This window comes from Streptomyces sp. NPDC059649 (genome assembly GCF_042734445.1).
Classification (GTDB): Bacteria; Actinomycetota; Actinomycetes; order Streptomycetales; family Streptomycetaceae; genus Streptomyces.
The window spans coordinates 186,028-211,208 of record NZ_JBHWDV010000001.1 but is presented as its reverse complement, the minus strand read 5'-3'; the positions used below and the strand labels follow the sequence as shown (position 1 = coordinate 211,208).

The 25,181-nt window shown below is 70.1% G+C and carries 17 protein-coding genes; 8 read left to right on the top strand and 9 right to left on the bottom strand.

From position 1 onward, the window contains the following. Window positions 1-576: 576 nt before the first annotated feature. The 6 genes from ACFV1J_RS00945 to ACFV1J_RS00920 all read left to right on the top strand — a co-directional run bounded on the left by ACFV1J_RS00945 (window position 577) and on the right by ACFV1J_RS00920 (window position 8,499). Window positions 577-2,427, top strand: coding sequence for a beta-galactosidase family protein (locus tag ACFV1J_RS00945; protein WP_385855054.1), 1,851 nt, complete (start codon window positions 577-579; stop codon window positions 2,425-2,427). A gap of 84 nt (window positions 2,428-2,511) precedes the next feature. After that, entirely contained in the window at window positions 2,512-2,637 is a 126-nt protein-coding gene (locus tag ACFV1J_RS00940; protein WP_385855053.1) for a hypothetical protein, read from the top strand. Further along, a complete protein-coding gene (locus tag ACFV1J_RS00935; RefSeq protein WP_385855052.1) occupies window positions 2,638-3,870 on the top strand; it encodes an erythromycin esterase family protein in 1,233 nt (410 codons plus the stop codon). It begins immediately after the preceding gene. A 413-nt stretch (window positions 3,871-4,283) separates the two neighbouring features. Next, complete coding sequence (locus ACFV1J_RS00930; protein ID WP_385855051.1) at window positions 4,284-5,939, top strand: PKD domain-containing protein; 1,656 nt, start codon at window positions 4,284-4,286, stop codon at window positions 5,937-5,939. A 194-nt stretch (window positions 5,940-6,133) separates the two neighbouring features. Then, the gene (locus ACFV1J_RS00925) at window positions 6,134-7,654 is read left to right on the top strand and encodes an alpha/beta hydrolase (RefSeq protein WP_385855050.1); all 1,521 of its coding nucleotides are present in this window, start codon (window positions 6,134-6,136) and stop codon (window positions 7,652-7,654) included. A 344-nt stretch (window positions 7,655-7,998) separates the two neighbouring features. Then, entirely contained in the window at window positions 7,999-8,499 is a 501-nt protein-coding gene (locus ACFV1J_RS00920; RefSeq protein ID WP_385855049.1) for a hypothetical protein, read from the top strand. 201 nt (window positions 8,500-8,700) lie between these two features. Here the strand turns inward: ACFV1J_RS00920 and ACFV1J_RS00915 are convergent, their stop codons facing one another. The 6 genes from ACFV1J_RS00915 to ACFV1J_RS00890 form a co-directional block, all read right to left on the bottom strand. After that, window positions 8,701-9,003: a hypothetical protein gene (locus ACFV1J_RS00915; RefSeq protein ID WP_385855048.1), complete on the bottom strand. Its 303-nt coding sequence runs from the start codon at window positions 9,001-9,003 to the stop codon at window positions 8,701-8,703. Continuing rightward, window positions 9,000-9,464: a hypothetical protein gene (locus tag ACFV1J_RS00910; RefSeq protein ID WP_385855047.1), complete on the bottom strand. Its 465-nt coding sequence runs from the start codon at window positions 9,462-9,464 to the stop codon at window positions 9,000-9,002. Before ACFV1J_RS00910 ends, ACFV1J_RS00915 begins: the two co-directional genes overlap by 4 nt. Before the next feature lie 869 nt (window positions 9,465-10,333). After that, window positions 10,334-12,190: a sensor histidine kinase gene (locus tag ACFV1J_RS00905; RefSeq protein WP_385855046.1), complete on the bottom strand. Its 1,857-nt coding sequence runs from the start codon at window positions 12,188-12,190 to the stop codon at window positions 10,334-10,336. Then, window positions 12,187-12,897: a response regulator transcription factor gene (locus ACFV1J_RS00900; protein WP_385855045.1), complete on the bottom strand. Its 711-nt coding sequence runs from the start codon at window positions 12,895-12,897 to the stop codon at window positions 12,187-12,189. Before ACFV1J_RS00900 ends, ACFV1J_RS00905 begins: the two co-directional genes overlap by 4 nt. Window positions 12,898-13,228: 331 nt before the next feature. Beyond that, window positions 13,229-14,101, bottom strand: coding sequence for a class I SAM-dependent methyltransferase (locus ACFV1J_RS00895; protein ID WP_385855044.1), 873 nt, complete (start codon window positions 14,099-14,101; stop codon window positions 13,229-13,231). A gap of 65 nt (window positions 14,102-14,166) precedes the next feature. Then, window positions 14,167-15,156 carry an ornithine cyclodeaminase family protein gene (locus ACFV1J_RS00890; RefSeq protein WP_385855043.1) on the bottom strand — a complete coding sequence of 330 codons (990 nt, stop codon included), beginning with the start codon at window positions 15,154-15,156 and terminating at the stop codon, window positions 14,167-14,169. Between the two features lie 292 nt (window positions 15,157-15,448). On the opposite strand from ACFV1J_RS00890, the gene polX reads away from it, so the two are divergent. Continuing rightward, window positions 15,449-17,182, top strand: coding sequence for a DNA polymerase/3'-5' exonuclease PolX (gene polX, locus ACFV1J_RS00885; protein ID WP_385855042.1), 1,734 nt, complete (start codon window positions 15,449-15,451; stop codon window positions 17,180-17,182). Here polX and leuA read toward each other — a convergent pair. The 3 genes from leuA to ACFV1J_RS00870 all read right to left on the bottom strand — a co-directional run bounded on the left by leuA (window position 17,121) and on the right by ACFV1J_RS00870 (window position 22,334). Continuing rightward, window positions 17,121-18,962, bottom strand: coding sequence for a 2-isopropylmalate synthase (gene leuA, locus ACFV1J_RS00880; RefSeq protein WP_385855041.1), 1,842 nt, complete (start codon window positions 18,960-18,962; stop codon window positions 17,121-17,123). The two genes, polX and leuA, sit on opposite strands and share 62 nt — an antisense overlap. Next, complete coding sequence (locus ACFV1J_RS00875; RefSeq protein ID WP_385855040.1) at window positions 18,922-20,859, bottom strand: B12-binding domain-containing radical SAM protein; 1,938 nt, start codon at window positions 20,857-20,859, stop codon at window positions 18,922-18,924. Before ACFV1J_RS00875 ends, leuA begins: the two co-directional genes overlap by 41 nt. 278 nt (window positions 20,860-21,137) lie before the next feature. Further along, complete coding sequence (locus ACFV1J_RS00870) at window positions 21,138-22,334, bottom strand: MalY/PatB family protein (protein WP_385855039.1); 1,197 nt, start codon at window positions 22,332-22,334, stop codon at window positions 21,138-21,140. A 357-nt stretch (window positions 22,335-22,691) separates the two neighbouring features. On the opposite strand from ACFV1J_RS00870, the gene ACFV1J_RS00865 reads away from it, so the two are divergent. Further along, a complete protein-coding gene (locus ACFV1J_RS00865; protein ID WP_385855038.1) occupies window positions 22,692-25,166 on the top strand; it encodes an amino acid adenylation domain-containing protein in 2,475 nt (824 codons plus the stop codon). Window positions 25,167-25,181 lie beyond the last annotated feature (15 nt).

Genomic DNA, 25,181 nt, shown 5'->3' with positions numbered 1-25,181 from the left:
CGCCCGGGACGCTTTGTTGAACGCCGCTCCGGGAGCGGTTGCCGGGAGCTGGGCGTCCGTCGCGCTGGCGTTGGTCGGCATGGCGGCCGCGCTCCATCTGTCCGGCCGGTTCGGACCCCACGGGAGGTTCCGCCGTGGAATGCTGCTCGCCGGCTCCTGGGCAGGGTGCGCGTTCATGGTGACCCGGGCCGTCGGCCTCCTGGGCTATGGATTCGCCGGTGACCTGCGGGTGCTGGCCGGCTGGGTTGCCGTTCCGCCCGTGCACGCCGACCTTGCGCGCTTCCAGGCACACTGGGACCTGGTGCTGTGGTCGCCGTACTGGCTGCTCTTCGGCACGTGCTGGGGCCTCGCGGCCCGGCGCTACCGCAGGCTCAGCAGCAGACTCGTACGTCAATGCATCCAACTCCCTTGCCTCAACGGCCAGTTCGGATGCGCGACCCCACCCGGTTCACAGTGTCCCGCCACGAACCCTTGTGCTTGTTTCTGTTCTATACAACACTCTGGACACACAGAACCGCGCACTACTGAACATGTTCGGGCCCTGGACGACGATCGGTCGAGTCGAGGAGAACAGACATGACGCAGTTCAGCCGACGTAGATTCCTGAGCACAGCCATGGTGGGTACCGCGGCCATGGGCTTCGCCCTGGGCGGCAGCCGTACGACCCTCGCGCAGGCCGAGAGCCCGAGGGGACTGACCATCCGCGGGAAGGAATTCCTGCTGGACGGCAAGCCGTTCCGGATCCTCTCGGGCGCCTTCCACTACTTCAGAACGCACCCCAAGGACTGGCGTGACCGGTTGACCCGGATGCGGGCCATGGGCCTGAACACGGTGGAGACCTACGTCGCCTGGAATTTCCACCAACCCTCCGAGCGGAAAGCCGACTTCACCGGTTGGCGCGACGTCGCCGCCTTTGTCCGCACCGCGGACGAGGTGGGGCTGAAGGTGATCGTGCGCCCCGGACCGTACATCTGCGCGGAATGGGATTTCGGCGGCCTGCCCGCCTGGCTCCTGAAGGACAAGGACGCCCCCCTGCGCCGTTCCGACCCCGCGTACGAGAAAGCGGTGGACACCTGGTTCGCCGAACTGCTGCCCCGGTTCGTCGATCTGCAGGCCACGCGCGGTGGCCCCATCATCGCCATGCAGGTCGAGAACGAATACGGCAGTTACGGCGACGACCACGCCTACCTGGAACATCTGCGGGACACCATGCGGGCGCAGGGCATCGACAGCCTGCTGTTCTGCTCCAACGGCGCCACTCAGGAAGCGTTGAAGGCCGGCAGCCTTCCCGATCTCCTCTCCACCGTCAACTTCGCCGGGGACCCCACCGGACCCTTCGCCGAACTCCGCGCGTTCCAGCCGGACAAGCCCCTCTTCTGCACGGAGTTCTGGGACGGCTGGTTCGACCACTGGGGAGAACGGCACCACACCTCCGACCCCGCGCAGACCGCCGCCGACGTGGAGAAGATCCTCGCAGCCGGAGCGTCGATCAATTTCTATATGGCGGTGGGCGGAACGAACTTCGGCTGGTACGCGGGAGCCAATCTGAGCGGCAGCGCCTATCAACCCACGGTCACCAGCTACGACTACGACGCACCCATCAGCGAATCCGGTGAACTCACCGAGAAGTTCCACAAGGTGCGCGACGTGCTCGCGCGATACACCACGCTGCCGCACACACCCCTGCCGGCCACACCGCGCCGGATGCCGGCCCAGAAGGTCGCCGTCCGCGAGTCGGTACAGCTGTTGGACGCCCTGGACGTGCTGAGCAGTCGCGTGCGGCGTACCACCCCCGTCCATATGGAGGCCCTGGGACAGTCGTACGGACTGGTCCACTACCGCACTCGGGTGCGCGGGCCGCAGGGCACCAAGGGCCTGCGGATCACCGGGCTGGGCGACCGTGCGCTGGTGTTCTGCGACGGCAGGCGGATCGGCACCTTCGACCGCAACCAGCCGCTCCACACCGTCGACGTCCCCGTGACCGACACCTCCAGCACCCTCGACCTCCTGGTGGATCCCACCGGGCGGGTCAACTTCGGCCAGGGCCTCAACGACCCCAAGGGAATCAGCGGCAAGGTCCTCCTCGGCGACGAAGAACTCCGCGACTGGGAAATCCGCCGACTCCCCCTGGACAACCTCTCGGCCCTGAAATTCGGCAGCGAAAACGCCCCGACCGGCCCCGCGTTCCACCGGGCCCGGGTCCATGTCGACACCCCGGCGGACGGCTTCCTCGCCTTCCCGGGCTGGGACAAGGGCATGGTCTGGCTCAACGGATTCGCACTCGGCCGGTACTGGTCCCTCGGACCGCAGGTCACCCTGTACGCGCCCAGTCACCTGTGGCGGAAGGGCCGCAACGAGCTCGTCGTACTGGAGATGGAACGGAGGGGAGACCGGATCGACCTACGCTCCGAGCCCGACATCGGTTAGGCATCCGAGGCCTTGTTTCGGACCCCGTGTTTCGGACCCCTTGTTCGGACCCGTTGTCTTGGACCCGTTGTTAGGGTCGCGCGTATGAGTCTGTCGCACCCGCTCACCCTTGCCGAGTGGACCGTCCGCAACGCCGTCCGTCTCGCGGCCGACCCTCACGTCGCGCTTGGTGACCTGGAGCCGCTGGGCCGCCTTGTCGGCGATGCGTGAGTGGTCGCGCTCGGCGAAAACTCCCACCAGGTACGCGAGTTCGGGCTGCTGCGCGACCGGATGGTGCGCTTTCTCGTCGTGGAATGTGGATTCACCGTGTACGCCGCGGAGTTCGGGGCCGCCTCCGGCCGTGCCGTCGATGCCTGGATACGGGGCGGCGAAGGCGACCTCGACGCGCTGCTGACGCCCCGCGCCGACGGGTACCCGGGGCAGTCCGCCGAGGGCCGCGACACGCTCCGATGGCTGCGCGCCCACAACGCCACCGCGTCCCCTCCGGTCCACTTCGCCGGGCTCGACGTCCCCGCCGCCGGCGGCTCACTGGCCCCCGCACTGGAGCCGGTCGCCGCCTATCTGGCCGATGTCGATCCCGGCGCGGTGCGCTATGTCCGTACTGCCCTGGACCTGGCGGAGCCGCTGGCAGGCGGCTCGGGCCTGGTCCCTGCCCACGCCCGTCTCAGCCTGGACCCCGCCGTCCAGGACCGGCTCTCCGCCACGCTCGGCCGACTCCTCAACCGTGTCACCGTCATGCGCGAGATCTACCTGGAGCACGGCGGCCGCCAGGCATACGAGAATGCCCTCGCGGATGTCTGGGCGGCCTGGCGCACCGACCAGATGCAGCGCGCGATGTCCGAACTCCTCGGCGGCACACCGGATGCCGCCGACCTCGCCGCCCGTGACCGCTACCTGGCCGACAGCTTGTTGGGACTCCTCGACCGGTCGGCACCCGGCACCCGCATGGTGCTCGTCGCGCACAACGCCCACATCCAGCGCACCGCCAACCCCCCAGGCAGCCCGCTCGCCCGCACGCCCATGGGTCATGCGCTCGCCCAGGAACTCGGGACGGACTATGTGTCCATGGCGCTCACCAGCGGCGGCGGCCGGACCGTGGCGAACGTGCCCGACCCGACGCACCCCGCCGGGATGCGCCAGTCCGCAACCCAGGCGCCCCCGGCGACGCCCGACAGCGTGGAGGCGCTGTTCGCCGGCGTGCCGGAAGCGCCGGCCCTGGTGGACACCCGCGCGCTGCGGGCCCATGCCCGGCAGCACGACCTGCCCGAACCGGCCCGCATCCGCATGGACAACGGTTTCCTCCCCGTACCGGCCCTCGATGCCTACGACGCGGTGATCAGCGTGCCGAGCACCACGCTCACCGCCGACCTCGCCGACCTGGACGTGACACCGGGCTCGGGCGAGGGGGCAGATGCAGGCGCAGGCGCAGGTAACTACAGGTAAGTGATCAGTTTCACTCCGTACGGGACGCCGCGCGCAGCCCACACCGATGCCCTGACTGCCATGATCCCTACCGGTGCGGATTCGGTGCCGGCAATGCGGCACTCAGTGGGATCCGCACCAACCCAAATGGCGGCAGAGACAGGGGTGTTGGTGTGAGAGTGGTGTGGTCGTGGTCGGGGTCGTGGACGTGGTCATGGTCGCGGTGGGTTGAACGGAGGCGGTCGAGGTCGGGGCCGCGGTCGGCATCAGGGTCGGGGTCGGGGTCGGGCAGCAGCCCCTTAGGTTCCGTGCCGAGCGGACCTGAGGTGCCCCGTCGTTCATCGGCGGCGAGGCTTTTCGCGGCGGTCGGCGCGGTCACCGTGTTCTTGGGCCAGCTCCTCGGCGGGCTTCCCGCTGCCGCGCAGACCGGAGTCTTGCCGGGATCGGCGTTCCCCCTCGTCCTCGACGTGGACCTGACGCCGAATCCGGTCTGCAGTGGACCCGTACGCGGCCGGGTGGAGATCTATGACCCCGCCGCGGCGAAGGCCGGAGCCACCGTGGAGTGGCGGGTACGCGCCGGTGAGAAGCAACTGGCCGGCGGGCGCCTCGACATGAGCGCCGGGAATGTCGGGACGGCCAACTTCCACATCCCCTTCGCCCGGGTGCCCTCGACCGAGACCGCCGTACAGGTCGACGCCCGCATCGCCGCCTCGTCCGACGGCCAGGCACCCGGTCGCTACGGAAAGGTCTGGCGGGACACGCTGCGCCGCGGGTGCCACCCGGTGCGGGTGGCGTCCGTGGGGGACTCGGTGGTCTGGGGCCAGGGACTGGACCATGACCAGAAGTTCCCTTATCTGACCGGGCAGTTGCTCGGCCGCGGGACCGGCCGGGGTTTTCAGCTCAAGGACTATTCGATATCCGGCGCGGTGCTCGACGCACCCGAGCTGCCCGCGGGCAACAACGACGCGGCCTGTCTGCGCACGACGGAGAAGCAGGATCCGGACGGCGACGGGGAGATGGAGTTCGGTGAGGTCACCCAGCAAATGCCGGATGTCTTCTGCCAGTTGGAGAGGGCCGGCGCACAGGCACGGTCGGGTGGCTATGGTCTCGATCTGGTCGTGATCAACGGGTGCATCAACGACCTCGATCCCTTCTTCGGCATCGGCGTCGGCATCACCCCCGGATCGGAGAACCTGCCCAAGGCGGTGAAGCGGGAGTGTTCCGGCATCGGCGCGGCAGCCGAGAACCCGGCCAAGGACGTGCCCTACTTCAGCGGCGCGAAGGTCGGTTACGGCGGACGTGGGATGCAGGCGGCGATCGAGAAGGCCCATTCCCTGCCGGGCCGTCCGAAGGTGCTCGTCGTCGACTTCTACTACGCGCTGAGTCGCAGCAGTTCGCCGATCCCGGTGAAGACCTGTTCGGTCCCCGGAGTGTCCGGGGCACGGCTGGCCTTCTGCAAGGGCGCCCTCGGCGGGGTGTCCGATCGCTATGAGCAGTACACACAGCTGGCCAATGCCGCCTACCACCAGGCAGCGGCCGCCGCCAACAAGGCGTCCGCGGACGGCCCGTACGCGGTCGCGGCCGATGGACTGTTCACCGTGGACAATGCCCTGCTCAGCCCGGACTCCAAGGTGTGGAACACTCCGGTGACCGACCCGGCGTTCCCGCTGCGTACGAGGGCCTGCCCCGAACTGAGCGGGACTCCTCTGCAGTGCCTGAGTGCGGCCGTCGGCCACCCCGACATCGAGGGCGCGCGGCAGTACGCCGATGCCTTCCTCCTCAACCCACGCCTCCGCATGTGGTTCCACCTCCCCCAACAGGGTCCCCACGCACGGCTGAACGTCCCGAAGCACGGGCATGTCGGCAGCGAGGTGCACCTGTCGGTGACGCTGACTGGAAAGCCACCCGCCGCCGGGTACCGCTACCACTGGTACTTCGGCGACGGCACCCAGCAGGAGACCGACGAGCCCACAGTCAGCCACGCCTACGACCGCACGGGCCCCTGGCTGCCACGGCTCGTGATCACCGGCCCTGACGGAGGAAAAGCCCTGGTGGACGCCACCCGGGGCCTCACCATCACCGCGGACTAACGGTGCGGGTGCAGGTGCGGGTTCGGTAGTGGTGCCAGTGCCACCCCCAAGACGGATGCTGGTGGGATCGAGGGGGCGCGTGTCCGGCGGAAGGATCGGTTACCGCAGATCAAGGACACGTTCGGGAGGGTTCGATGGCGGGGTTGCGGGTTTTGTGGCGGGGGCCGCGTAGGCGACGGTGGGGCGCGTACGCCGTGGCGGGCGTGGGCGCGGCGGTCGTGGCCGCGGCGGTGCTGCCGGCGGACGGGGCGCAGGCCGGCCCCGCGGGAGTGCGGGTGCCCGCGCGGTATGCGCAGCAGCGGCTGAACTGGCGGCCCTGCGAGGGGAGTTCGTCGCTGGAGTGCGCGAGCATGACGGTGCCGCGCGATTGGCACCGTCCGGATGCCGGTGCGGACCTCACCGTGGCGGTTTCCCGGCACCGTGCGAGCAGCCCCGCCGGACGGCGCGGGGTGCTGATGATGGCCGCGGGCGGGCCGGGGGCCTCGGGGCTGAACCGGCCGGCGGGCTTCGTCGAGGACGAGCCGGCGGTGGGCGCCGCGTACGACGTGGTCAGCTTCGACCAGCGCGGCGTCGGCCGCAGCACCCATCCGGTGTGCCAGACGGACGCCGAGTTCCGGGAGTTCTTCGCACACGACTTCCGGGACCGCTCCCCCGCCGCCATCCAGGGCGTGCTGGCGCGGTCACGCAAGCTGGCGCAGGACTGCCAGGCACGCAGCGGTGGGCTACTGCCGTACCTGACCACCGAGCAGACCGTCCGCGATATGGACCTGTTCCGCTCACTGCTCGGAGCGCGGAAGATCTCGTACTACGGGCCCTCCTACGCCACGATGCTCGGCGCCTACTACGCGACGCTGTACCCGCGGCGCGTCGAGCGGGCAGTGCTGGACAGCAATGTGGGCTGGGCGGGCTCGTGGGAGGAGTTCGAGACGGGCCAGCCGAAGAGCTTCCAGCGCCGCTTCGAGCAGGACTTCCTGCCCTGGCTGGCGAAGTACGACACCGTCTACCACTACGGGCGGACGGTTCAGGCGGCCAAGGCCAGGTGGGAGGCGCGCCGACGGGCGCTCGCGGCCCACCCGCTGACCGTCGGCCGGGCCGTCATCGGCCCGAACCAACTGGACAACGGCACGATCCAAGCCGTCTACAACGCCAAGGAGGGCTTCCCCGCACTGGCGTCGGCGCTCGTCGCGCTCGACCACGGGGACGGCGCGGGGGCCACGGAGCGGCAGCTCATGGAAAAGGTCTTCGGCTCGTACCTGAGCCCGGCCTTCCTGGCCGAGTTCTTCTCGGTCACCTGCAACGACACCGCCTGGAACCGCGGTGTCGGCTACTGGACCAGGCGCAGCGCGAAGGACGCCGCGAAACAACCACTGGCAGGCGCGCGCGAGTTGGCCTTCTCTTCCGTGTGTGCGTACTGGCCCACGGCGACCGCGCCGAAGGTGAAGGTCACCGGGGCCGGACTGCCCACGACACTGATGCTCAACTCGGTGCACGACCCTGCGACCTACTACGAGGCCGCCCTCCGGGACCACCGGGCCCTGCGCGGCTCCCGTCTGGTCACCGTCAGCGGCGGCGGTGACCACGGTCAGTACCGCAACGGGAACGCATGCGTGGACGGCATCGTCACCCACTACCTGCTGACCGGCGAGGCACCGAAGCACGACACCACCTGTGCCGCCGACCCGCTACCCGTCCCGGCCGGAGCACAGGCGAGGTAGTACTGCCGCCCCCGGGCGACCCACCACCTGGAACTCCCGGCCGGACGATTCCGGCCGGGAGCTTGCCTTCCATCCGCTTCCGCTCACGTTCTGGGAGACCCTCGCCATCGCCGCCGAGCGAACCTTCGGCCCATGGGGAACATCTGCCCGGAGTCGACTTCCCGCGTTCTCCCCACTCGGCCGCCGCGACGTCTCTGGTGTGGCTTGGGTTTACCATGTTCCGGTCAAATGATCAGAGCGGGGGAACGGGGGAAGTGCGGATGGCTTGCCGTGCCTTGTGGCGGCTGATGCCCCGTCACAGCCGTTCGGTGCTCGTCTCGAAGCCACCACTGCAAAAGGACGTCATGCGTTTCCATCGAGTACTTGCCACGGCCGGAGTCGTCGTCGCCCTGGCATCGGTTTCCGCTTGTAGCAGCCTGCCCTCCGGTGGGTCGCCCCAGGAGACCGGGGAACTCCTCAGGTCGACCCTGCACTGCGAGAAGGTCGACATCGCCACGCCCCCGGAGGTGGCGCGGGTCGAGGCCATGGGCATGAAGGGCATCAACGGCGGCGGCGAGTGTGATGAGCCGGCGGACGGCGGCGGTGACGCCGACTTCCTCACCATCGAGGACATGGAGGCGTTCCAGACCGCCGTCAAGGGGGACGAGGACGAACAGGACGACCTGATGGTCGGGGACGACTTCGCCGTCGACCCCGGCAGCGACGACCAGCGGCGGAAGCTGCTCGATGCCGGGCTGCTGTTCCTCAACTGCACCCCCGGCTTCCACGCGCCCGAGGGCAAGACCGCCGACGACGCTGAGGTGGACGGCTGCTCCACCACCGACTACTCGAAGGACCTCGACTGACGCGGTCGATCAGCAGCCGATCAGCAACGGTCGATCAGCAACGGTCGATCGGCTGTAGCCCATCAGCGGCGGCCGAAGAGCTGTGGCCGAACAGCTGACGGATCCACGCGGCTTCTGGCTGCGTGGATCCGTCCGGGGCGCAAGTCCCCCGCTGGGGAAGGAGCCAGTCACCGGGCCCCTGCCCCCTCTATGACCGGCCGATTACTGCGGGTCCTCGGGCACGTTGGCGTCGGCGTCGGCCTCGTCCGCTGCCTTCTCGGCTTGTTGGACCTTCTTCGCCATCTCCTGTTCCTCGGCCGTGGATGAACCGGCGGATGAACCCGCGGATGCACCGGATGAGGTGCCGGCGGGTGGTGTGTGGGACGGCGAGGGTGTGCCGCTTCCCGCCGTGCCTCCTGGAGATGCCTGCTGGCCGGAGGCTTGCGAACAGCCGGTGGCCGTCAGGATCGGTACCGCGACCGCCGCGGTCAGCAGCAGCGCGACGCGCCGGGGACCTGGCCTCATGAGGCGGTGCCCGCCTTGTCACCGTCCTTCTTCGCGCACCAGGCAGCGACGGCCTTGAGGTCGGTGCGCTCGCGCGTGAGGTAAGGCTTGAGTTCCTTGCGGTGGGTGAGCCGGTCCTGAAGGAACGTGGCGACCGCGTCGTGGTGCTTGGCGCGGGCGTTCTTCACCCGCTGCTCCAGGCGCGCGATCGAACCACGGGTGTGGGCATCGCCGTTGAGTCGGTCGAGTGCCTTGTCGATGCGCTGCTCCAGCTTGGGCACTCGGTGGCAGATGCCCTTGCCGTGGCCGGTGCCCTTGTCGTCGTTGTGCGGGGCGGTTACCGAGGCCTCGGAGGACGACGGGCTGCCGGAGTCCGCAGCGTTGGCCGACGCTGTTGCGCTCAGCAGACAACCGGTGAGCGCGAGGGTGGACAGGGTTGCTGCCAGGGCGGTCTTGGGGCGGGCGAGCTTGGGACGGTGCATGGTGGTGCTCCTCCAGGGATGGAAGGGGTTTCTGGATGTGTCTCGGCGTGCCTGGGCCTGCCTGGGCGTGCCTGGGCGCGTCTCGGAATGCTTCGGAACGCCTCGGAATGTCTGGTGTGGATGGACCTGGCCGCTCCGGCCTCGTAGGAGGCGGGTGGCCGTGTCGCAGAACGTAGAAGCGTTTTTTGTGGGGAGCTTGTGAGCCGCCGCCGCACGGTGCGTTGGACGTTCTCCGTCCGTACGGAGAGGGGACGGGACGTCGTGGGCACAGGGAATCCACAAGGATTGTCCTTACGGTCGGGGTCAGTTGAGCTCAGTGAGGGTGGACATGGACGTCAGCGACGGCCATGTCCACCGACCTCGAACTGTGCACCGAACCTCGAACCCGGGAGAGACAGTGGACTGCGGTGGTTTCCTCGTGCCGGACGAGCCCTCCCCTCCGGGCAGCACCTCCCTCCTTACGCCCCTTGGGCCCCGTGACGTGCGACTGCCGCTGAGCGGCTGGCTGTTGCGCGTCGGGCGCGGCTCCGAGGGGCGGCCGGCACTGGAGGTGCACAGCGGGGCCGGACTGATCGATGTGTCCGTCGTGAGCAGGCTCTGTGTCTCCCTGCTCCGGGGTGGCCGGTACGGCGGACGGGCGGGGACGCACTGGACACTGGCGTGGGGGCAGTTGCCACCCGGTGCCGATGTCGTCGAGGCACAGTTCCGGGGGTGGCGGCGCAGCCGGTGCGTTCAGGCGCTTACGGTGGCCGATGCCTTCTGGGTGGCCGAGGTCGGTGGCCGGTTCCGGTCGGTGAGGTGCTCCGCTGGGGCGCTCCGGGCGACCACGCGGGTGGTCAAGGAGACCCCGCCTCGTGCGGGGTGACGGGTCAGGCTCCGGTCTCCAGCTCGTGAGACGTCATGGCCTGGCGAGACATCACGGCCTCGTGAGGGGCATCGGCCTCGGGTCGGCCCTCGGCCTGGACTTCGCTCAACCACGCCCTGCGCAACGGCAGTTGGAGGGTGCGGGTGTCGGCCGCCGCGTCGCCGTGCCGTGGCAGGTGGATCTCGAAGCGGACGCCGGTTCCCATCGGTCGGTCGGTTCCCATCGGGCGGTCGGCTTCCGTCGGTCGGTCGGCTTCCGTCGGTCGGTCGGCTTCCGTCGGTCGGTCGGCTTCCGGTGGATGGTCAGCGCCCAGTGGACGGTCAGCCCGCGGCGGGCGATCCAGGATGCGTACGGTGCCGCGATGCAGGGCGATCTGTTGGGCCACGAGGGTCAGCCCCAGGCCCGAGCCGGGGCTGTCGGCCCGCCGGTGGAACCGTTGGAAGACCTGCTGACGCTCTTCGGGTGCGATGCCCGGACCGTCGTCGTCCACGGTGAGCACGGCCACCGGGTCCGCCGGCCGACCGCCCGGCCGTAGTGCCACCTCGATCCGTGCCGGCCGACCCGCCCGGCTTCCGTGCACCACCGCGTTGCGGAGCAGGTTGTCGACCGCCATCCGCAGCCCTGGTTCCCAGGCGCTCAGTACCAGTCCGGGCGTGAGGCGGAAGGTCAGTCGGACGCCGGGGTGGTGCCGTTCCAGATCGGCCACCGCCGCGGCCACCAGCTCCGAGAGATCCACGACGGCGAAGGCGTCGGCCTCGACCAGGTCGCCCCGGGCCAGTGCCCTCAGCGCGATCAGCGTGTCCATCAGCCGCTGCTGTCCGGAGCGCAGATCGTCCAGGACCTCGGCGCGGTCCACCGGATCGAGGTCGGGGTGGTCGGTGAGGACGTCCAGATTGGTCTGCATGCCCATCAGCGGGGTGCGCAGTTCATGGGACGCGGTCGCGGCGAAGGCCCGGGCGGTCGCCAGTGCCTCCTGGGTCCGCGCCGCCTGCTCGTCGTACCGGGACAGCACGGTCTGCAGGGTGCGCGCCAGGTCGTCCACCTCGGCGATCCGCGACGGGGCGTGGTCCAGGCGCGCCGCGCTGGTGCCGGGATCCAGGCCGCCGGCCCGGCGCTGCAGCCGGCGCAGCGGGCGAGTGGCGCGTTCGGCGATGGCCCAGGAGAGCAACCCGGCCAGCGGGGCGGCGATCAGCGCCACCACCAGGATGCGGCGCTGTACGGCGGCGACCTCCGCGGTGGCGGCCGATCCGCGGGAGAACACCCACAGGGTGCCGTACGGGCCCTTTCGGGCGTTCGCGCCGCCCACCTCCACCGACAGCGCCCGCCAGGCGTGGCCGCGGGCCCGTACGGTCACCGGGTCGGGTGCGGCGGCCGGCAACGACGCGAAGGCGGTCGGACGGGGACCGGCCTCGGCCACCACCCGGTACTCCTGCCGGCCGTCCGTGATCTCGTTGCGGCCGGGCACGGTCGCATCGCCCCCGCCGCTCCCGCCTATTGCCGATCCGCTCTCGCCCGTTGCCGATCCGCTCCCGGTCGGCGCCGATCCGCTCCCGGCCGCCGTCGACCCGCCCCCGGCCGCCGTCGACCCGCCTCCTGCCGCGAGGAGACGTACCCCGACATCGAGGCCCGCGTCGAGCAGCTGTCGTTCCCGGTTCGCCGCCTTCCGTGGCTGTCCGCTGTCCTCGATCCGCAGCAGTCCCCTGGCCAACGGGAGCATCACGGCGGCCCGTTCGCGTAGATGGGCGTCCTGCTCGGCATGCACGTCGCGGGCCACCAGGCGCAGCAACAGTGCCCCGGAGCCCAGCACCAGCAGGGGCATGGCGAGGCCCATGACCAGGGCGATCCGGGTGGTGAGCCTCATCGCGCGGTGTCCGTTCCGGATGCCCGCAGGACGAAACCGACTCCGCGGACCGTGTGGACGAGGCGCGGTCGGCCGCCAGCTTCCGTCTTGCGCCGGAGGTAGCTGACGAACGTGTCGACGGCGTCGGTGCGCACGTCGAAGTCATAGCCCCAGACCCGGTCCAGGAGCTGGTCGCGGGTGAGCACGACGCCCGCGTTGCGGGCGAGCACCTCCAGCAGCTCGAACTCCCGCCGGGTGAGCCCGACCGCCACTCCCCCGTACGTCACCTCGCGTGCGGCCGTGTCGAGGACCAGGTCACCGACTCGTACGACGTCCCTGTCTGCGGACGGGCGGCGACGGAGCAGGGCCTGCAGCCGCAGGACCAGTTCCTTCAGGGCGAAGGGTTTGACGAGGTAGTCATCGGCCCCGGCCTGGAGGCCGGCTACCCGGTCGGCCACCTCGTCCAGTGCGGACAGCATCAGCACCGGCACCTCGTCCCCGTCGGCCCGCAGCGTCCGGCACACCTCGATGCCGCTGGTCCCCGGCAGGGACACATCGAGGACGATCACGTCCGGTGGTGTCTCCGCCAGTTCGGCGAGCGCGCCGGGACCGTCCTCGGCCAGCGCGACGGCGAAGCCGTTCAGCCGCAGGCCGCGCCCGAGGGACCGCAGGATCATCGCGTCGTCGTCGACGACCAGGACTCGGTCGAGGCGCTTGGCCGCGCACATGCAGGCTCCACTCTCATCTCATCGGGCTCATCTCATCGGGCATCGTCGGGCGGCTCGGCTCATCCGCTCGCGCCGCAATTGCCGCAGCACCATTGGCCGTCCGGCCCCTGGACCACCGCGCCGCCGCATCGTGTGCAGTTCACTGTCCACGCCGTTCCGGTTCCCCGCTCCCACCAGCGGCGGCATCCGTGCAAGGTAGCCGCATCGCGAAGGGAGAAGGTAGGGCGCAAACTTGTGGGTTTCCTGTGGAACCCACTCAACGGCGGCGGGGCCACGAGGATTGCCGTCGCCCGCTTGAAGTGCCACGGAGTCGTCCGAAGCACCACGGGGTCTAGGGCCGGCGACCCCAGGCGGAGATCATCGGGGAGGTGGCGAGATCGAGGCGACCCGCGGCGATGTTGGCGAGGTGGCGCTCGATCTCCTCGTCCGTGGCGAGGCCGGCGGCGATGAGCTTGTCCCGCACCTGGTGGACGGTGGCCGCCTCAAGGACGTCGCACGCGGGCGAGGCGATCGGGAAGTAGGCATCGGCCTCGACATCGACGAGGCCGGCCTCGCGGAGCAGCCGCGGCAGCTTGCGTCCGTAGGCGAGGTCGGCGCCGCGCTGCTGCAGGAGCTCACGGAAGCCGCGGCGCAGCCGGTTGGCCAGCTCCTGCTCGGGGCCGTATGCGTCGGGGCAGATCAGCGGCTGCAGCGTGGGATCGGCGTCCTCGATCAGCAGCCATCCGCCGGGACGCAGGGCCCGGAACATGGCGCGCAGCGCGGCATCGCGGTCGGGGACATGGACGAGGACGAGGCGGGCGTGGATCAGGTCGAAGGGACCGGCCGGGGGTTCGTCGCGGGCGACATCGTGACGGAGCACCTCGACGCCCGCGACGCCCTCGGCGGCCGTCTTGGTCCAGGAGACGTCGATGTCGGTGGCCAGTACGCGACCCCGGGGTCCGACGCGCTCGGCGAGCCAGGCGGAGACGGTCGGCCCACCGGCGCCGACCTCCCAGCACCGCCACCCCTCGTCGATCCCGACCGTCTCGAAGTGCCGGAACGTCGAGGCGTCGAAGAGGGCCGCCAGTGCGTCGAATCGGGTACCCGCCTCGGCCTGACGGTTGTCCAGGAGGTACCCCTTGCCCTGATCCTGAGCCTGAGCCTGCACTTGGTCCTGCCCCTGCCCCTGCGCCTGGTCCTGGTCCTGGTCCTGCTCCTGGTCCATGGGCCGATCATGCCATGGGTGAACGGTTGCGCTTTTACGGGGGAATCGCGGTGCGGCGGTGCATATCACCCCAGGTCGATGTGCGTCCCGACGGACCGTTCCCGGGCGGCTTGGACGACGAGGGCCGCGGCTGCGGCGTCCTGGACGGCCACGCCGACGGACTTGTAGAGCGTGATCTGGTCGGGGGCGGTGCGGCCGGGTCGGCTTCCGGTGAGGAGTTCGCCGAGTTCGGCGTGCACATGGTCTGCGGTGATGACGCCGTCGCGGATCGGGTGGAGCAGGTCGTTGCTGCCGGCGGGGAACGGGGCCAGGGCCGCCTGCCGCGATTCGACGCAGACCAGGGCTTCGGCGATGGTGGCGTCGTCGACCTCGCGGCCTGCGGGGTTGAAGCCGACCGAGGTGATGTGCACGCCCGGGGTCAGCCAGGGGCGGCGGACGACGGGGTCGCCGGCGTGGGTGGTGGCCGCGGCGATGTCCGCACCGTCGAGCGCCTGCGCGTAGGTGGCCACCGCCTCGGCGGGGATGCCGAGTTCGGCCGACAGTGCGGCGGCGAGGGCGGTGGCGTGGGCCTGGCTACGGCCGGCCACCCGGATGCGGCGGATGGGGCGGACCCGGCACATCGCCCGGGCGTGGGACCGGGCCTGGGCTCCGGTGCCCAATACGGCGAGCACCGATGCGTCCTCACGGGCGAGCAGTCGCGCCGAGAGTGCCGAGCAGGCGGCGGTCCGCGCGGCGGTGATCGCCGTACCGTCCAGCAGGGCAGTGGGCTCGCCGGTGTCCGGGTCGAAGGCGACGATGAGCGCCTGGTGGGTCGGCAACGGCGTACCGGCGTTGCGTGGGAAGACGGAGACCAGTTTGCTGGTCAGCGCCCCGGCGGAGGGCACATAGCCCGGCATCGCGGCGACGAAGCCCGCGCGCTCCGGAACCGTCACCGCCACCCGGTCCGGTGCGGAGGCCCGGCCGGCGCTGAGGTCGGTCATCGCCGACGCCAGCGCCTCGATCAGCGCCTCCATGTCGAGCAGCGTCTCCACGTCCGTACGCCCCACCACCAGCATCCGGTTCGACCTCCGATCACGACGTATGAGCAGGTATCACCCCGTCGGCCGGCACGGCACCGGTCGCGGAGTTCGACCGTAGCGCCGGCTGCGGGAGGGCGGGCCGCGCGCCCCGCCATCCCCAGTGCGCAGGGCCGCGCAGTCCGCCGTGGTGTGACCGGTGGAGCGGGGCGGTCGGTGACAGGCGGCAGGGGACGTTGCTCACGGGCGGCGGAGGACGGTCGGTGACGTTCGTGCGCGGACGGTGACGGCCGGCCGTGCCGAGGCGCGCAGACGGGCGCACCCTGGAGATATGGTCCGCGCCAATGAGGAGGTCGAGGCGCTGCTGCAGGAGTACGCCGACCTCATCGCGATCAGTGGTGGCGACGCCTTCAAGGCCCGTGCCTACGAGAAGGCGGCCCGCGCCGTCGGCGGCTACCCCGTCGACGTCACCCAGCTCGATGTGCCGGGGCTGCGGGAGATTCCGCACGTCGGCGCCTCGATCGCCGAGAAGATCGTCGAGTATCTGCGGTCCGGGCGGGTGGCGACCATCGAGGAGACCCGGGCGTCGGTCCCGGCCGGTGTGCGGGAGTTGATCAGTATCCCCACCCTGGGGCCGCGGAAGGCGATGGTCCTCTACGAGGTGCTGGGCATCACCTCGGTGGACCAGCTGCTCGACGCCGTCCATGAGGAGCGGCTGCGGGAGCTGAAGGGGTTCGGTGAGAAGACCGAGGAGAACATCCTGCACGGCATCTCGCTGATGCAGAAGGCCGGGGAGGGCCGGATCCTGCTGGGCGCCGCCATGGAGCTGGCGGAGCAGATCGTCGCCGAGCTGTCAGGGATCCGTGGGTGCAAGCGGTGCACGTACGCGGGGTCGCTGCGCCGGATGAGGGAGACGATCGGGGACATCGACATCCTGGTGGCGGCGGAGCGCTCCGCGCCGTTCATGGCGGCGCTCACCGAGCTTCCGTACACGGCCGAGGTGATCGCCCACGGGGAGAAGAAGACGTCCATCCGCACCACCAAGGGGCTGCAGGTGGACCTGCGGGTCTTGCCGCCGGTGTCCTGGGGTGCGGGGCTGCAGTACTTCACCGGGTCCAAGGCGCACAACATCCGCACCCGGGCGATCGCGGTGCGCCACAAGCTCAAGTTGTCCGAGTACGGGCTGTTCCACGCCAAGAGCGGCGAGATGATCACCTCGGAGACGGAGGAGGGGATCTACGACCGGCTGGGGCTGCCGTGGATCCCGCCGACGCTGCGGGAGGACCGCGGCGAGGTCGCGGCCGGACTGCGGGGAGAGCTGCCCGACCTCGTCACCGAGCGGGACATCCGGGGCGATCTGCACACCCATACCGACCTCACCGACGGGCTCTCTTCCCTGGACGACATGGTCGAAGCGGCCGCCGAACGCGGTTATGCCTATTACGCCATCACCGATCACGCCCCGAATCTCTATATGCAGCGCATGACGGACGAGAAGATGCTTGCGCAGCGGGAGGAGGTGCGTGCGCTGGACCGCCGGTACCACGGTATGCGACTGCTGCACGGCACCGAACTCAATATCGGCCCGGAGGGCGAGGTCGACTGGCCGGACGAATTCCTGGCCGGTTTCGACCTCTGTGTGGCCTCCGTCCACTCGCACTTCAACCAGAGCCGGCAGGCCCTCACCCGGCGTCTGATCCGGGCCTGTGAGAATCCGTATGTGGCGGTGATCGGTCACCCCACGACGCGTCGGATCGGTAAACGCCCGGGAATCGACGCCGATTTCGACGCGGTCTTCGCGGCCTGCGCCAGGACGGGCACCGCACTGGAGATCAATGCCCATCCCGAACGCCTCGACCTGTGCGACGAGGACATCCTGCGCGCCAAACGCCACGGCGTGAAGTTCGCGGTGAATTCGGATGCGCACTCCACCACGCATCTGCCGTATCTGCGGTACGGGGTGGGCACGGCGCAGCGCGGCTGGCTCACGAAGGACGACGTCATCAACACCTGGCCGCTGACGAAGCTCCGGCGCTTTCTGCGGAAAGGCGGTTCACCGCGCTGAGGACGGCCTGCAGGGTGGCGGTGGCGGAATCGGGAGCGACCGCGGCGCCCCAGGCGGAGCGCTGGTGGTGGTCGAGGCGGGCGTAGGCGGCGAACCGTGGGGCCTGGTCGCCGTCCGGTGGGAGGGGGTGCTGGGCGAGGTCCCCGAGTACGAGGGCGGTGGGGTCGAGGGCCGCCGGGTGCGGGACGGTGGTGAGGCCGTGGAGGAGTGCGTCGGCCAGTGCCGTGCCGGTGCCGTGCAGCGTCCATGTGTCGTCGGTGTCGGTCAGCAGGGTGCAGGTGAGCGACCGGGTCGCGCCGTCGTCGGAGCGCTGCGCGGAGTGGTCCAGGAGTGCGAGGGGTCGGGTGGCTTCCAGGTAGGTGCGGCGGAACGCCGACCAGACTTCGTCGGCGGACAGCTCCCCCTCCGTTCCGTCGGTGTGCTCCTGGATGATGTGGGCGAATTCCGCCTGGAGCGGGCGCGGCAGGTCCAGGTGGTACGCGGTTTTCAGCAGGTAGGCCGAACCGGCCTTTCCGGACTGGGAATTGACCCGGATCACCGCTTCGTAATCACGGCCGATGTCCTTGGGGTCGATCGGGAGGTACGGCACGGCCCAGGACAGCCGGTCGAGGGGGGTGCCGGTGGTGGCGGCCCGGCGTTCCAGGGCCTCGAAGCCCTTCTTGATGGCGTCCTGGTGGGAGCCGGAGAAGGCGGTGTGGACGAGTTCACCGCCGTACGGGTGGCGGGGGTGCACCGGCAGCCGGTTGCAGTATTCGACCGTGGCGGCGATCTCGGCGAGGTCCGAGTAGTCGATCATCGGGTCGACGCCTTGGGTGAAGAGGTTGAGTCCGAGGGTGACGAGATCGACGTTTCCGGTGCGCTCGCCATTGCCGAAGAGGCAGCCCTCGATGCGTTCCGCACCGGCCATACAGGCGAGTTCGGCGGCGGCGACGGCGGTGCCGCGGTCATTGTGCGGGTGGATGGAGAGGATGAGGGAATCCCGCCGGTCGAGGTGCCGGTGCATCCATTCGATCTGGTCGGCGTAGATGTTCGGGGTCGACATCTCGACGGTGGCGGGGAGGTTGAGGATCATCGGGTGATCCGGGCTCGGGTCCCATACGTCGGCGACCGCGTGGCTGATCTCCAGTGCGAAGTCCAGCTCGGTGCCGGTGAAGGACTCCGGTGTGTATTCGTAGCGGATGCCGGGGTTTCCCAGGTCCTCGGTGAGCTTCTTGCAGAGCCGGGTGCTGCGTACCGCCAGGTCCTTGATCTGGGCGCGGTCCATCCCGAACACCACCTCCCGCTGCAGGCAGGAAGTGGAGTTGTAGAGATGGGCTATCGCGTGGCGGGCGCCGGCCAGGGACGCGAAGGTGCGGTGGATGAGTTCCTCGCGGGCCGGCATGATGACCTGGATCGCGACATCGTCCGGTATCAGGTCCTCTTCGATCAGCAGCCGGATGAAGTCGAAGTCGGTCTTGCTGGCCGCCGGGAATCCGACCTCGATCTCCTTGAATCCCATACGTACTTGAAGTTCGAAGAGTTTCCGCTTGCGGGCGAGGTCCATGGGGACGGCCAGCGCCTGATTGCCGTCCCGTAGGTCCACCGCACACCATTGCGGGGCCCGGGTGAGGGACGCGGCGGGCCAGGTCCGGTCCGGGAGGTCGACCCGCGGATATGCGGTGTATCTCTCCGTGGGCATGCCCGAGGGCTGTTGCCGGGGCTGACCGGAGACAGGGAGGGAAGCAGGCATCAGATTCTCCTCATTCCGAGCCGGCCTCGACGGGGACCGGGGCCGCGTCATTACGGGCGCCGCCCCAGCGGTGCCCGGTCTCGTGGTGGATGTGCCAGATGTCGTCCTCGGTCAGCAGGACGGAGACGACGTCGGGAAAGGCTTCCTCGAAATAGATGTAGGGCTTTCGGTTGTCGATGCGCGGGGAGTGGTAGTCGAGCCGGTCCTGCATGCCGTGGGCCCGGGTGACGGGTGTCGCGGGGTGATAGGTGAGGATGTTGGGGCTGGCCAGGTCGATCAGCTTGTCGTCGATGAGCCGGCCGACCTCGTGGATGGTCTCGTCGATGCTCGACCGGGTTTCGCCGTCCAGGCCGAAGAGGACGGAGGTGCCCAATTGCAGGCCGTGCGCCTTGACCAGCGCGGCGGCCTCCCTGACCTTTTCCCGCCAGGGTTTGCGCTCGTCCCGGCGGAGGTTCTTGTGGATATGGGTCATGACCTGTGTCGACATGCTTTCGATGCCGATGTAGACGTAACTGCAGCCGGCTTCCTTCATCTTCCGCAGGATGGTGTGGGATTCCTCCGCGGAATGGAGGGCGACGAGGGTGTCGACGGTCAGCTGTGCGCCCCATTGGAGGCCCTGCAGCCGCTCGACGTCGTCGTCGTGGGTGAGGAAGTGTCGGTAACGGGCGTCGAGTTCGGTGGGCGGGGTGCGGCGTATCCGGCTGAGCTCTTCGCAGAAATCGCCGATGTCGCGGTAGCGGCCGCTCCAGAAGACCGAGTCGTCGAAGAAGAGCGATTCGGCGCCGTAGCCGACGTATTCGCAGACCCGCTGGACCGCCGTGCCGACCGCATCCGCCTTGAAGCGTTTCAGGCCGTTGCTCAACTGGGCCGATTCGGAGCAGAAGTTGCAGCGGTAGGGGCAGGCGTTGGACACCATGAAGTGGGCGGTGCGCAGCACTTCACCGGTGTCCGGGTGGGTGAAGATCGGGAAGCGGGAGCGGATGGCGAAGGCCTCGTACGGCGACGGGAGGGTGGCCAGGTCGAGCGCCCCGCCGCGCAGGGGTACCGCGTCGAGGGTGTCGCCCTCGGCCAGGACGACGAGGGAGCTGCCGGCTCCGGGCCCCTCCTCGGCGAGCAGTCCCTGCAGACAGGGCAGCACCTGGTCGCGGTCGACCCGGCGCCGGTCGAGGTCGGTGGCCAGCGCGAGGGCCCGCATCAGCAGGTCAACGGCGTGGTACGCCTCGCCGCTGATCACCGCGTCGACCACCCGGGGCACCTTCCCCTCCTGCATGACGGCCAGCGGGCTACTGGGTTTGAGCAGCAGCGCCTGGCCGTCGGGGGTGGCGGTGGTGGTCTCGTCGACGTGCCGGCCGCCGAGGATCACGAAGGTGTCCGGGACCTCGCGCTTGGCCAGTTCCGCGATCTGCAGCGCGTAGCGGTGGGCGGGTGACACGGCGCTGATGAGGACGACCCGGGGCCGGACCTCGCGCAGCAGCCGCACCCAGAGGGCGCGGGCCGTGTCGTCCCACACCCGGGGGTCGAACACGGTCCGGTCGGTGTTCGGGGCCGTCCCGTAGGCGCGGTATCCGTCGTCGCCGGCGGAGAGCCGGTATTTCCTGGAGGGGAACCGGGTCCACTCGGGTGCGAGATCGGTGTAGTGCACGGCGTCCGCCAGCGGGCCGGCATCGGCCACCGCCCGGTGCACCGCGAGGCTCAGTGCCGTATAGAGGCACATCGGGTCGCCCGGGTAGGTGATTTCACCTTCGGACTGGGTCATGACGGGTGCGAGTACGGACAGCACCGGGAAATAGCGGGTTTCCGCCCGGCCGTCGGCCAGATACTCGGCCAGGCGTTTTCTGCGGGTGCGCCGTCGTTCCTGGAAGGCATCGGGGTCGGTCACGTCCCCGGCCCGGTGCAGCCGTACGGTGCCGTTCCCGGAATACACCTTTTCCATGGCGTGCGTGGCCATCAGCCCTCCGGATTGCCGATTTCTTCCGGGTCTCGGCCCGGAACGCGGACATCGGTGACGCAAGGGATCCGGTGGGACGCCACAGAAAGAGCAGGTGGCATTATGGCGATGGTGGCCGGGACGTTCTTCGCGTGGACCGCTCGAACTCCCGGGAAAGTCCCCCGACTTTGTCCCCCGTGATCTTTCCGAACTCTACTAGTCCCGGCCCGGCGCGCGTCAACGACAAAGAAAAACTGTCCACATTGTCGTTTTCGGCCCGGGCGCCCCGGTCCGGAGTTTCATTCCCGGTGATGCCGGCGCAGCGCGGTGTCCATGCGCTCCAGGGTCTCTTCGAGGATCTGCGCTGACGTGCCGAAATTGAGCCGGACGAATCCCTCGCCGTCGGATCCGAAGGCCGGCCCGGAGAAGAGCAGCACCTTGGCCCGGTCGCGGAAGAACGGCATCGGGTCGGCGCCGAGCCCGAGTTGCCGGCAGTCGAGCCAGGCCAGGAAGGTGGCCTCCGGGGTGCGGCAGCGGACCCCGTGGGGCAGCCGCTCGGCCAGCCGCCGGCGGTTGCGGTCCAGGACGGCCAGCACGTCGTCCAGCCAGTCGTCACCCGCCGTCCAGGCGGCCTTCAGCGCCTCGACCGCCAGCACCCCCACCTGACCGAAGAGCAGCCCGCGCCGGGCGTCGACGGCCTCGCGCACGGCCCGCGGCCCGATGTGGGCCAGTGCGCAGCGGATCCCGGCGAGGTTGAACGCCTTGCTGCCCGAGGTGAGGGTGACGGTGCGGGCGGCGATCTCCGGCCCGAGCGAAGCGAAGGGGAGGTGCCGGTGCGGGGCGTGGGTCAGGTCCGCGTGCACCTCGTCGGAGATGACCAGCAGATCGCGCCGGAGGACCAGCTCGGCGAGCGCCTCCAGTTCGTCCCGGCGGAAGACCCGGCCGGTGGGGTTGTGCGGGTTCACCAGGAAGAGCACCCGGCAGCGCCCCAAGTCCCCGTCCGCGGCGGCGTGTTCCATGCGTGCCTGGTCGAACGCCCAGCCGTCCGGGCCCTCTTCGACGGGCACGGTCAGCGGTCGGCGGCCGATCTTCTCGATGACGTCGACGAACGGCGGACAGGCCGGGGTGTGCAGCAGCACGGCGTCGCCCGGATCGGTGGCGACCTGCAGTGTCGCCAGCATGGCCTGGTTGATGTCGGTGAACATCCGTGCGTGGGTCGGTTCGGGCCGGTGGCCGTACCTGCGGTGCGTCCGGGCGGCGAACACCTCCCCGAGCGGGCCGCCGTGGCTCTCGTCGAACCACGTCGGGTAGCCGAGATCGCCGTCCGCGCGGCGGATCAGTGCCTCGCGGATGGCGGGCGCTACGGGGAAGTCCATGTCGGCGACCCAGGAGGACAGCATGCCCTCGCCGGCGGTGGCCCATTTCTCGCCGTCCCGTTGGGCGAGGTGGTGCAGCTCGACGGCGTCGAGCGCGGCCGGCGAAATGTCGGTGCTCATACGGCTGATCCCCCTGCGGTCGGACGACACGGCGTCGTGCGGCCGGTCGGTTGCCGCGCGACAGGGAGACGGCGACGGATTTCCCCGAGTACGTCCTCGTCGAGGCCCCCTTGGGGAGTACATGATTATGCAGCAGGCACGGACCGGGGTATGTGACGCCCGCCACATTGTGGCGGTCAGCGTGGCCGGTTAATGTCGCCAACAGCCGGGCGCGCAGCCCGGATTGGCCACTGAGCGGGGACAGTTCCCGGACTCGGAGGTTCCCGACCCGGCATCGGTGCGCAGCTGCGCCCCACCGATTGCCCGCCGCCGAAATTTACCTGCGAAGTCGAGAAACTCCGAGACAGGAGACGGTAATTGTCCTTCCATGCCGCCCAACTCCCCACGGACCGGCCTCGTGGCGTCGATGCGCCGGCGGGTACGGCAGTGGTGCGCCAGGAGATTCCCGGGCTGTACGACGACGCGGTCGGCGCGCTGGCCGCCTCGTGCGCGACCACCCCGGAGAATGTGCTCCTCGCCGGATTCGCCGCCCTGGTCCACCGCTATTCCGGGCAGAACCAGGTCGAGTTCCGGGTCGGCCGGGAAGGCGGCAAGGAGGCGTTGCTGCGCTTCTCCGTCACCGGCGGGAGCACCCTGCGCGGGCTGGCGGGTGAGGCCGGCGCGGTGGCGCACCCCGGGGCGGAGCCGGCCGCTATCGCCGTACGCATCGGCGCACCCCCGGCGGACGGCGCCCCCCGGCCGTACGAGGCCGAACTCGCCCTGCCGACGGCGGACGCGGGGTCCCGGTGGGCCGCCCTCCACTTCGACGACCGGCTCTTCGCCCCCGCGACGGCACAGCGGATGCTCCACCACTACGGGCAGCTGCTCACCGACGGCGTGCACCACCCGGACCGGCCGCTGGAGCGGCTCACCCTGCTCACCGAGGCCGAGCAGCGGCGCGTCCTGCTGGAGTGGAACGACACCGCCGTGTCGCTGCCCCATGCGGGTGCCTGTCTGCACGAGGTGTTCGAGGAGCGGGCCCGGCAGGCGCCCGAGGCCGTCGCCGTGGTCCAGGGCACGGTCCGCCGGACGTTCCGGGAGATCGATGCCGCGGCCAATCAGCTGGCCCGCCATCTGCGGGAGCTGGGTGTCGGCCCGGACGACCGCGTCGGCCTCTATCTCGACCACTCGCCCGATCTGCTCGTGGCCATGCTGGGGGTGCTCAAGGCCGGTGGGGCCTATGTGCCGCTGGATCCGGGGTATCCGCGGGCCAGGGTCCGCACCATGGTCTCCGGTGCGTCGTGCGTGGCCCTGATCAGCCGGACCGCGCTCGCCGACGCGCTGGGCGACGACCAAGTCCCCGTGGCGCAGGGTCACTTGATCCTGCTGGACCGCGACGGGGCGGCCCTGTCCGGCCGGCCGGCGGACGACCTGGAGCCCGTGGCCGGCCCGGACAACCTCTGCTACGTCATCCACACCTCGGGCTCCACGGGGCGGCCCAAGCCGATCGCGCTGCGCCACCGCGGTGTGCTCAACAACATCGCGGACCTCAACACCCGCTTCGGTGTGGGGCCCGGTGACAGCGTGCTGGGGCTGTCCTCGCCGAGCTTCGACATGTCGGTCTACGAGTTCCTCGGCATGACCGCGGCCGGCGGCACCCTCGTGCTCCCGGCGCCGGGCCGCGCCAAGGAGCCCGCGCACTGGGCCGAACTGGCCGCGGAGCACGGCGTGACCGTCTGGAACACCGCCCCGGCCCTGCTGGAACTGGTCCTGGACCACCTCGACGCGACCGCTACGGACCGCCCGGCACCGCTGGGCTCGCTGCGGCTGATCATGCTCGCCGGGGACTGGATCCCGGTGAAGATGCCCGACCGCACACGGGAGTTCGCGCCGGACGCCCGGTTCGTCTCGCTCGGCGGGGCCACCGAGGCCTCGATCTATTCGACGCTCTACGAGGTCGAGGCCACCGACCCCGGCTGGACCAGCATTCCGTACGGGCGGCCGATGGCGAATCAGCGGACCTACGTCCTGGACGAGGCGCTGCAGCCCGTTCCGCCGGGGGTGACCGGTGAGTTGTACCTGGCGGGCGACGGTCTGGCCGTGGGCTATCTGGACCTGCCGGAGCTCACCGCCGAACGGTTCCTGCACTGGTCCTACGGTCCGGTGTCCGGCGAGCGGCTGTACCGCACCGGCGACCTGGCCCGGTGCGACGCCGACGGGCTGATCGAGCTGCTCGGCCGCACCGACCTCCAGGTCAAGATCCACGGACTGCGGGTGGAGCTGACGGAGATCGAGTCCGTGCTGCGCGACCATCCCGGGGTCAAGGAAGCGGCGGTGGCGGCGCAGCCCGACGCCACCGGCGCACCGGTCCTGGTCGGCTACGTCGTCCCGCGCGAGGGCGAGGTCCTCGATCCGGAGGAGATACGGGACCGTCTGGCGGCCCGGCTGCCGGCCCATATGGTCCCCGGCACGGTCCTGGTGCTGCCCGCCATGCCGCTGAGCCCGAACGGCAAGCTGGACCGCAAGGCGCTGCCGGCGGCACCGGCACCGCACGACGGGGGCCGGGACGGCGCCGTACCGGCGGACGCGGCCCCGCGCGGCCCCTGGGAGGAGCGCATCGCCGCGGCCTGGCGCGAGGTGCTGGGGGTCGAGGCGATCGGGCGGGACGACGACTTCTTCCGGCTGGGCGGCGACTCGATGAAGGCCTTGCGCAGCATGACGCAGGTCCCCGAGATCACCTTGGTGGACCTCTACCGCCATTCGACGCTGCGGCTGCTGGCCGCCCATCTCCAGGCCACGGCCGGTGCGCCCGGGGCCGCGGAGCGGTCACCCGGGCCCGACGCCGCGGAGTAGCGGGAGTCCTTCGTG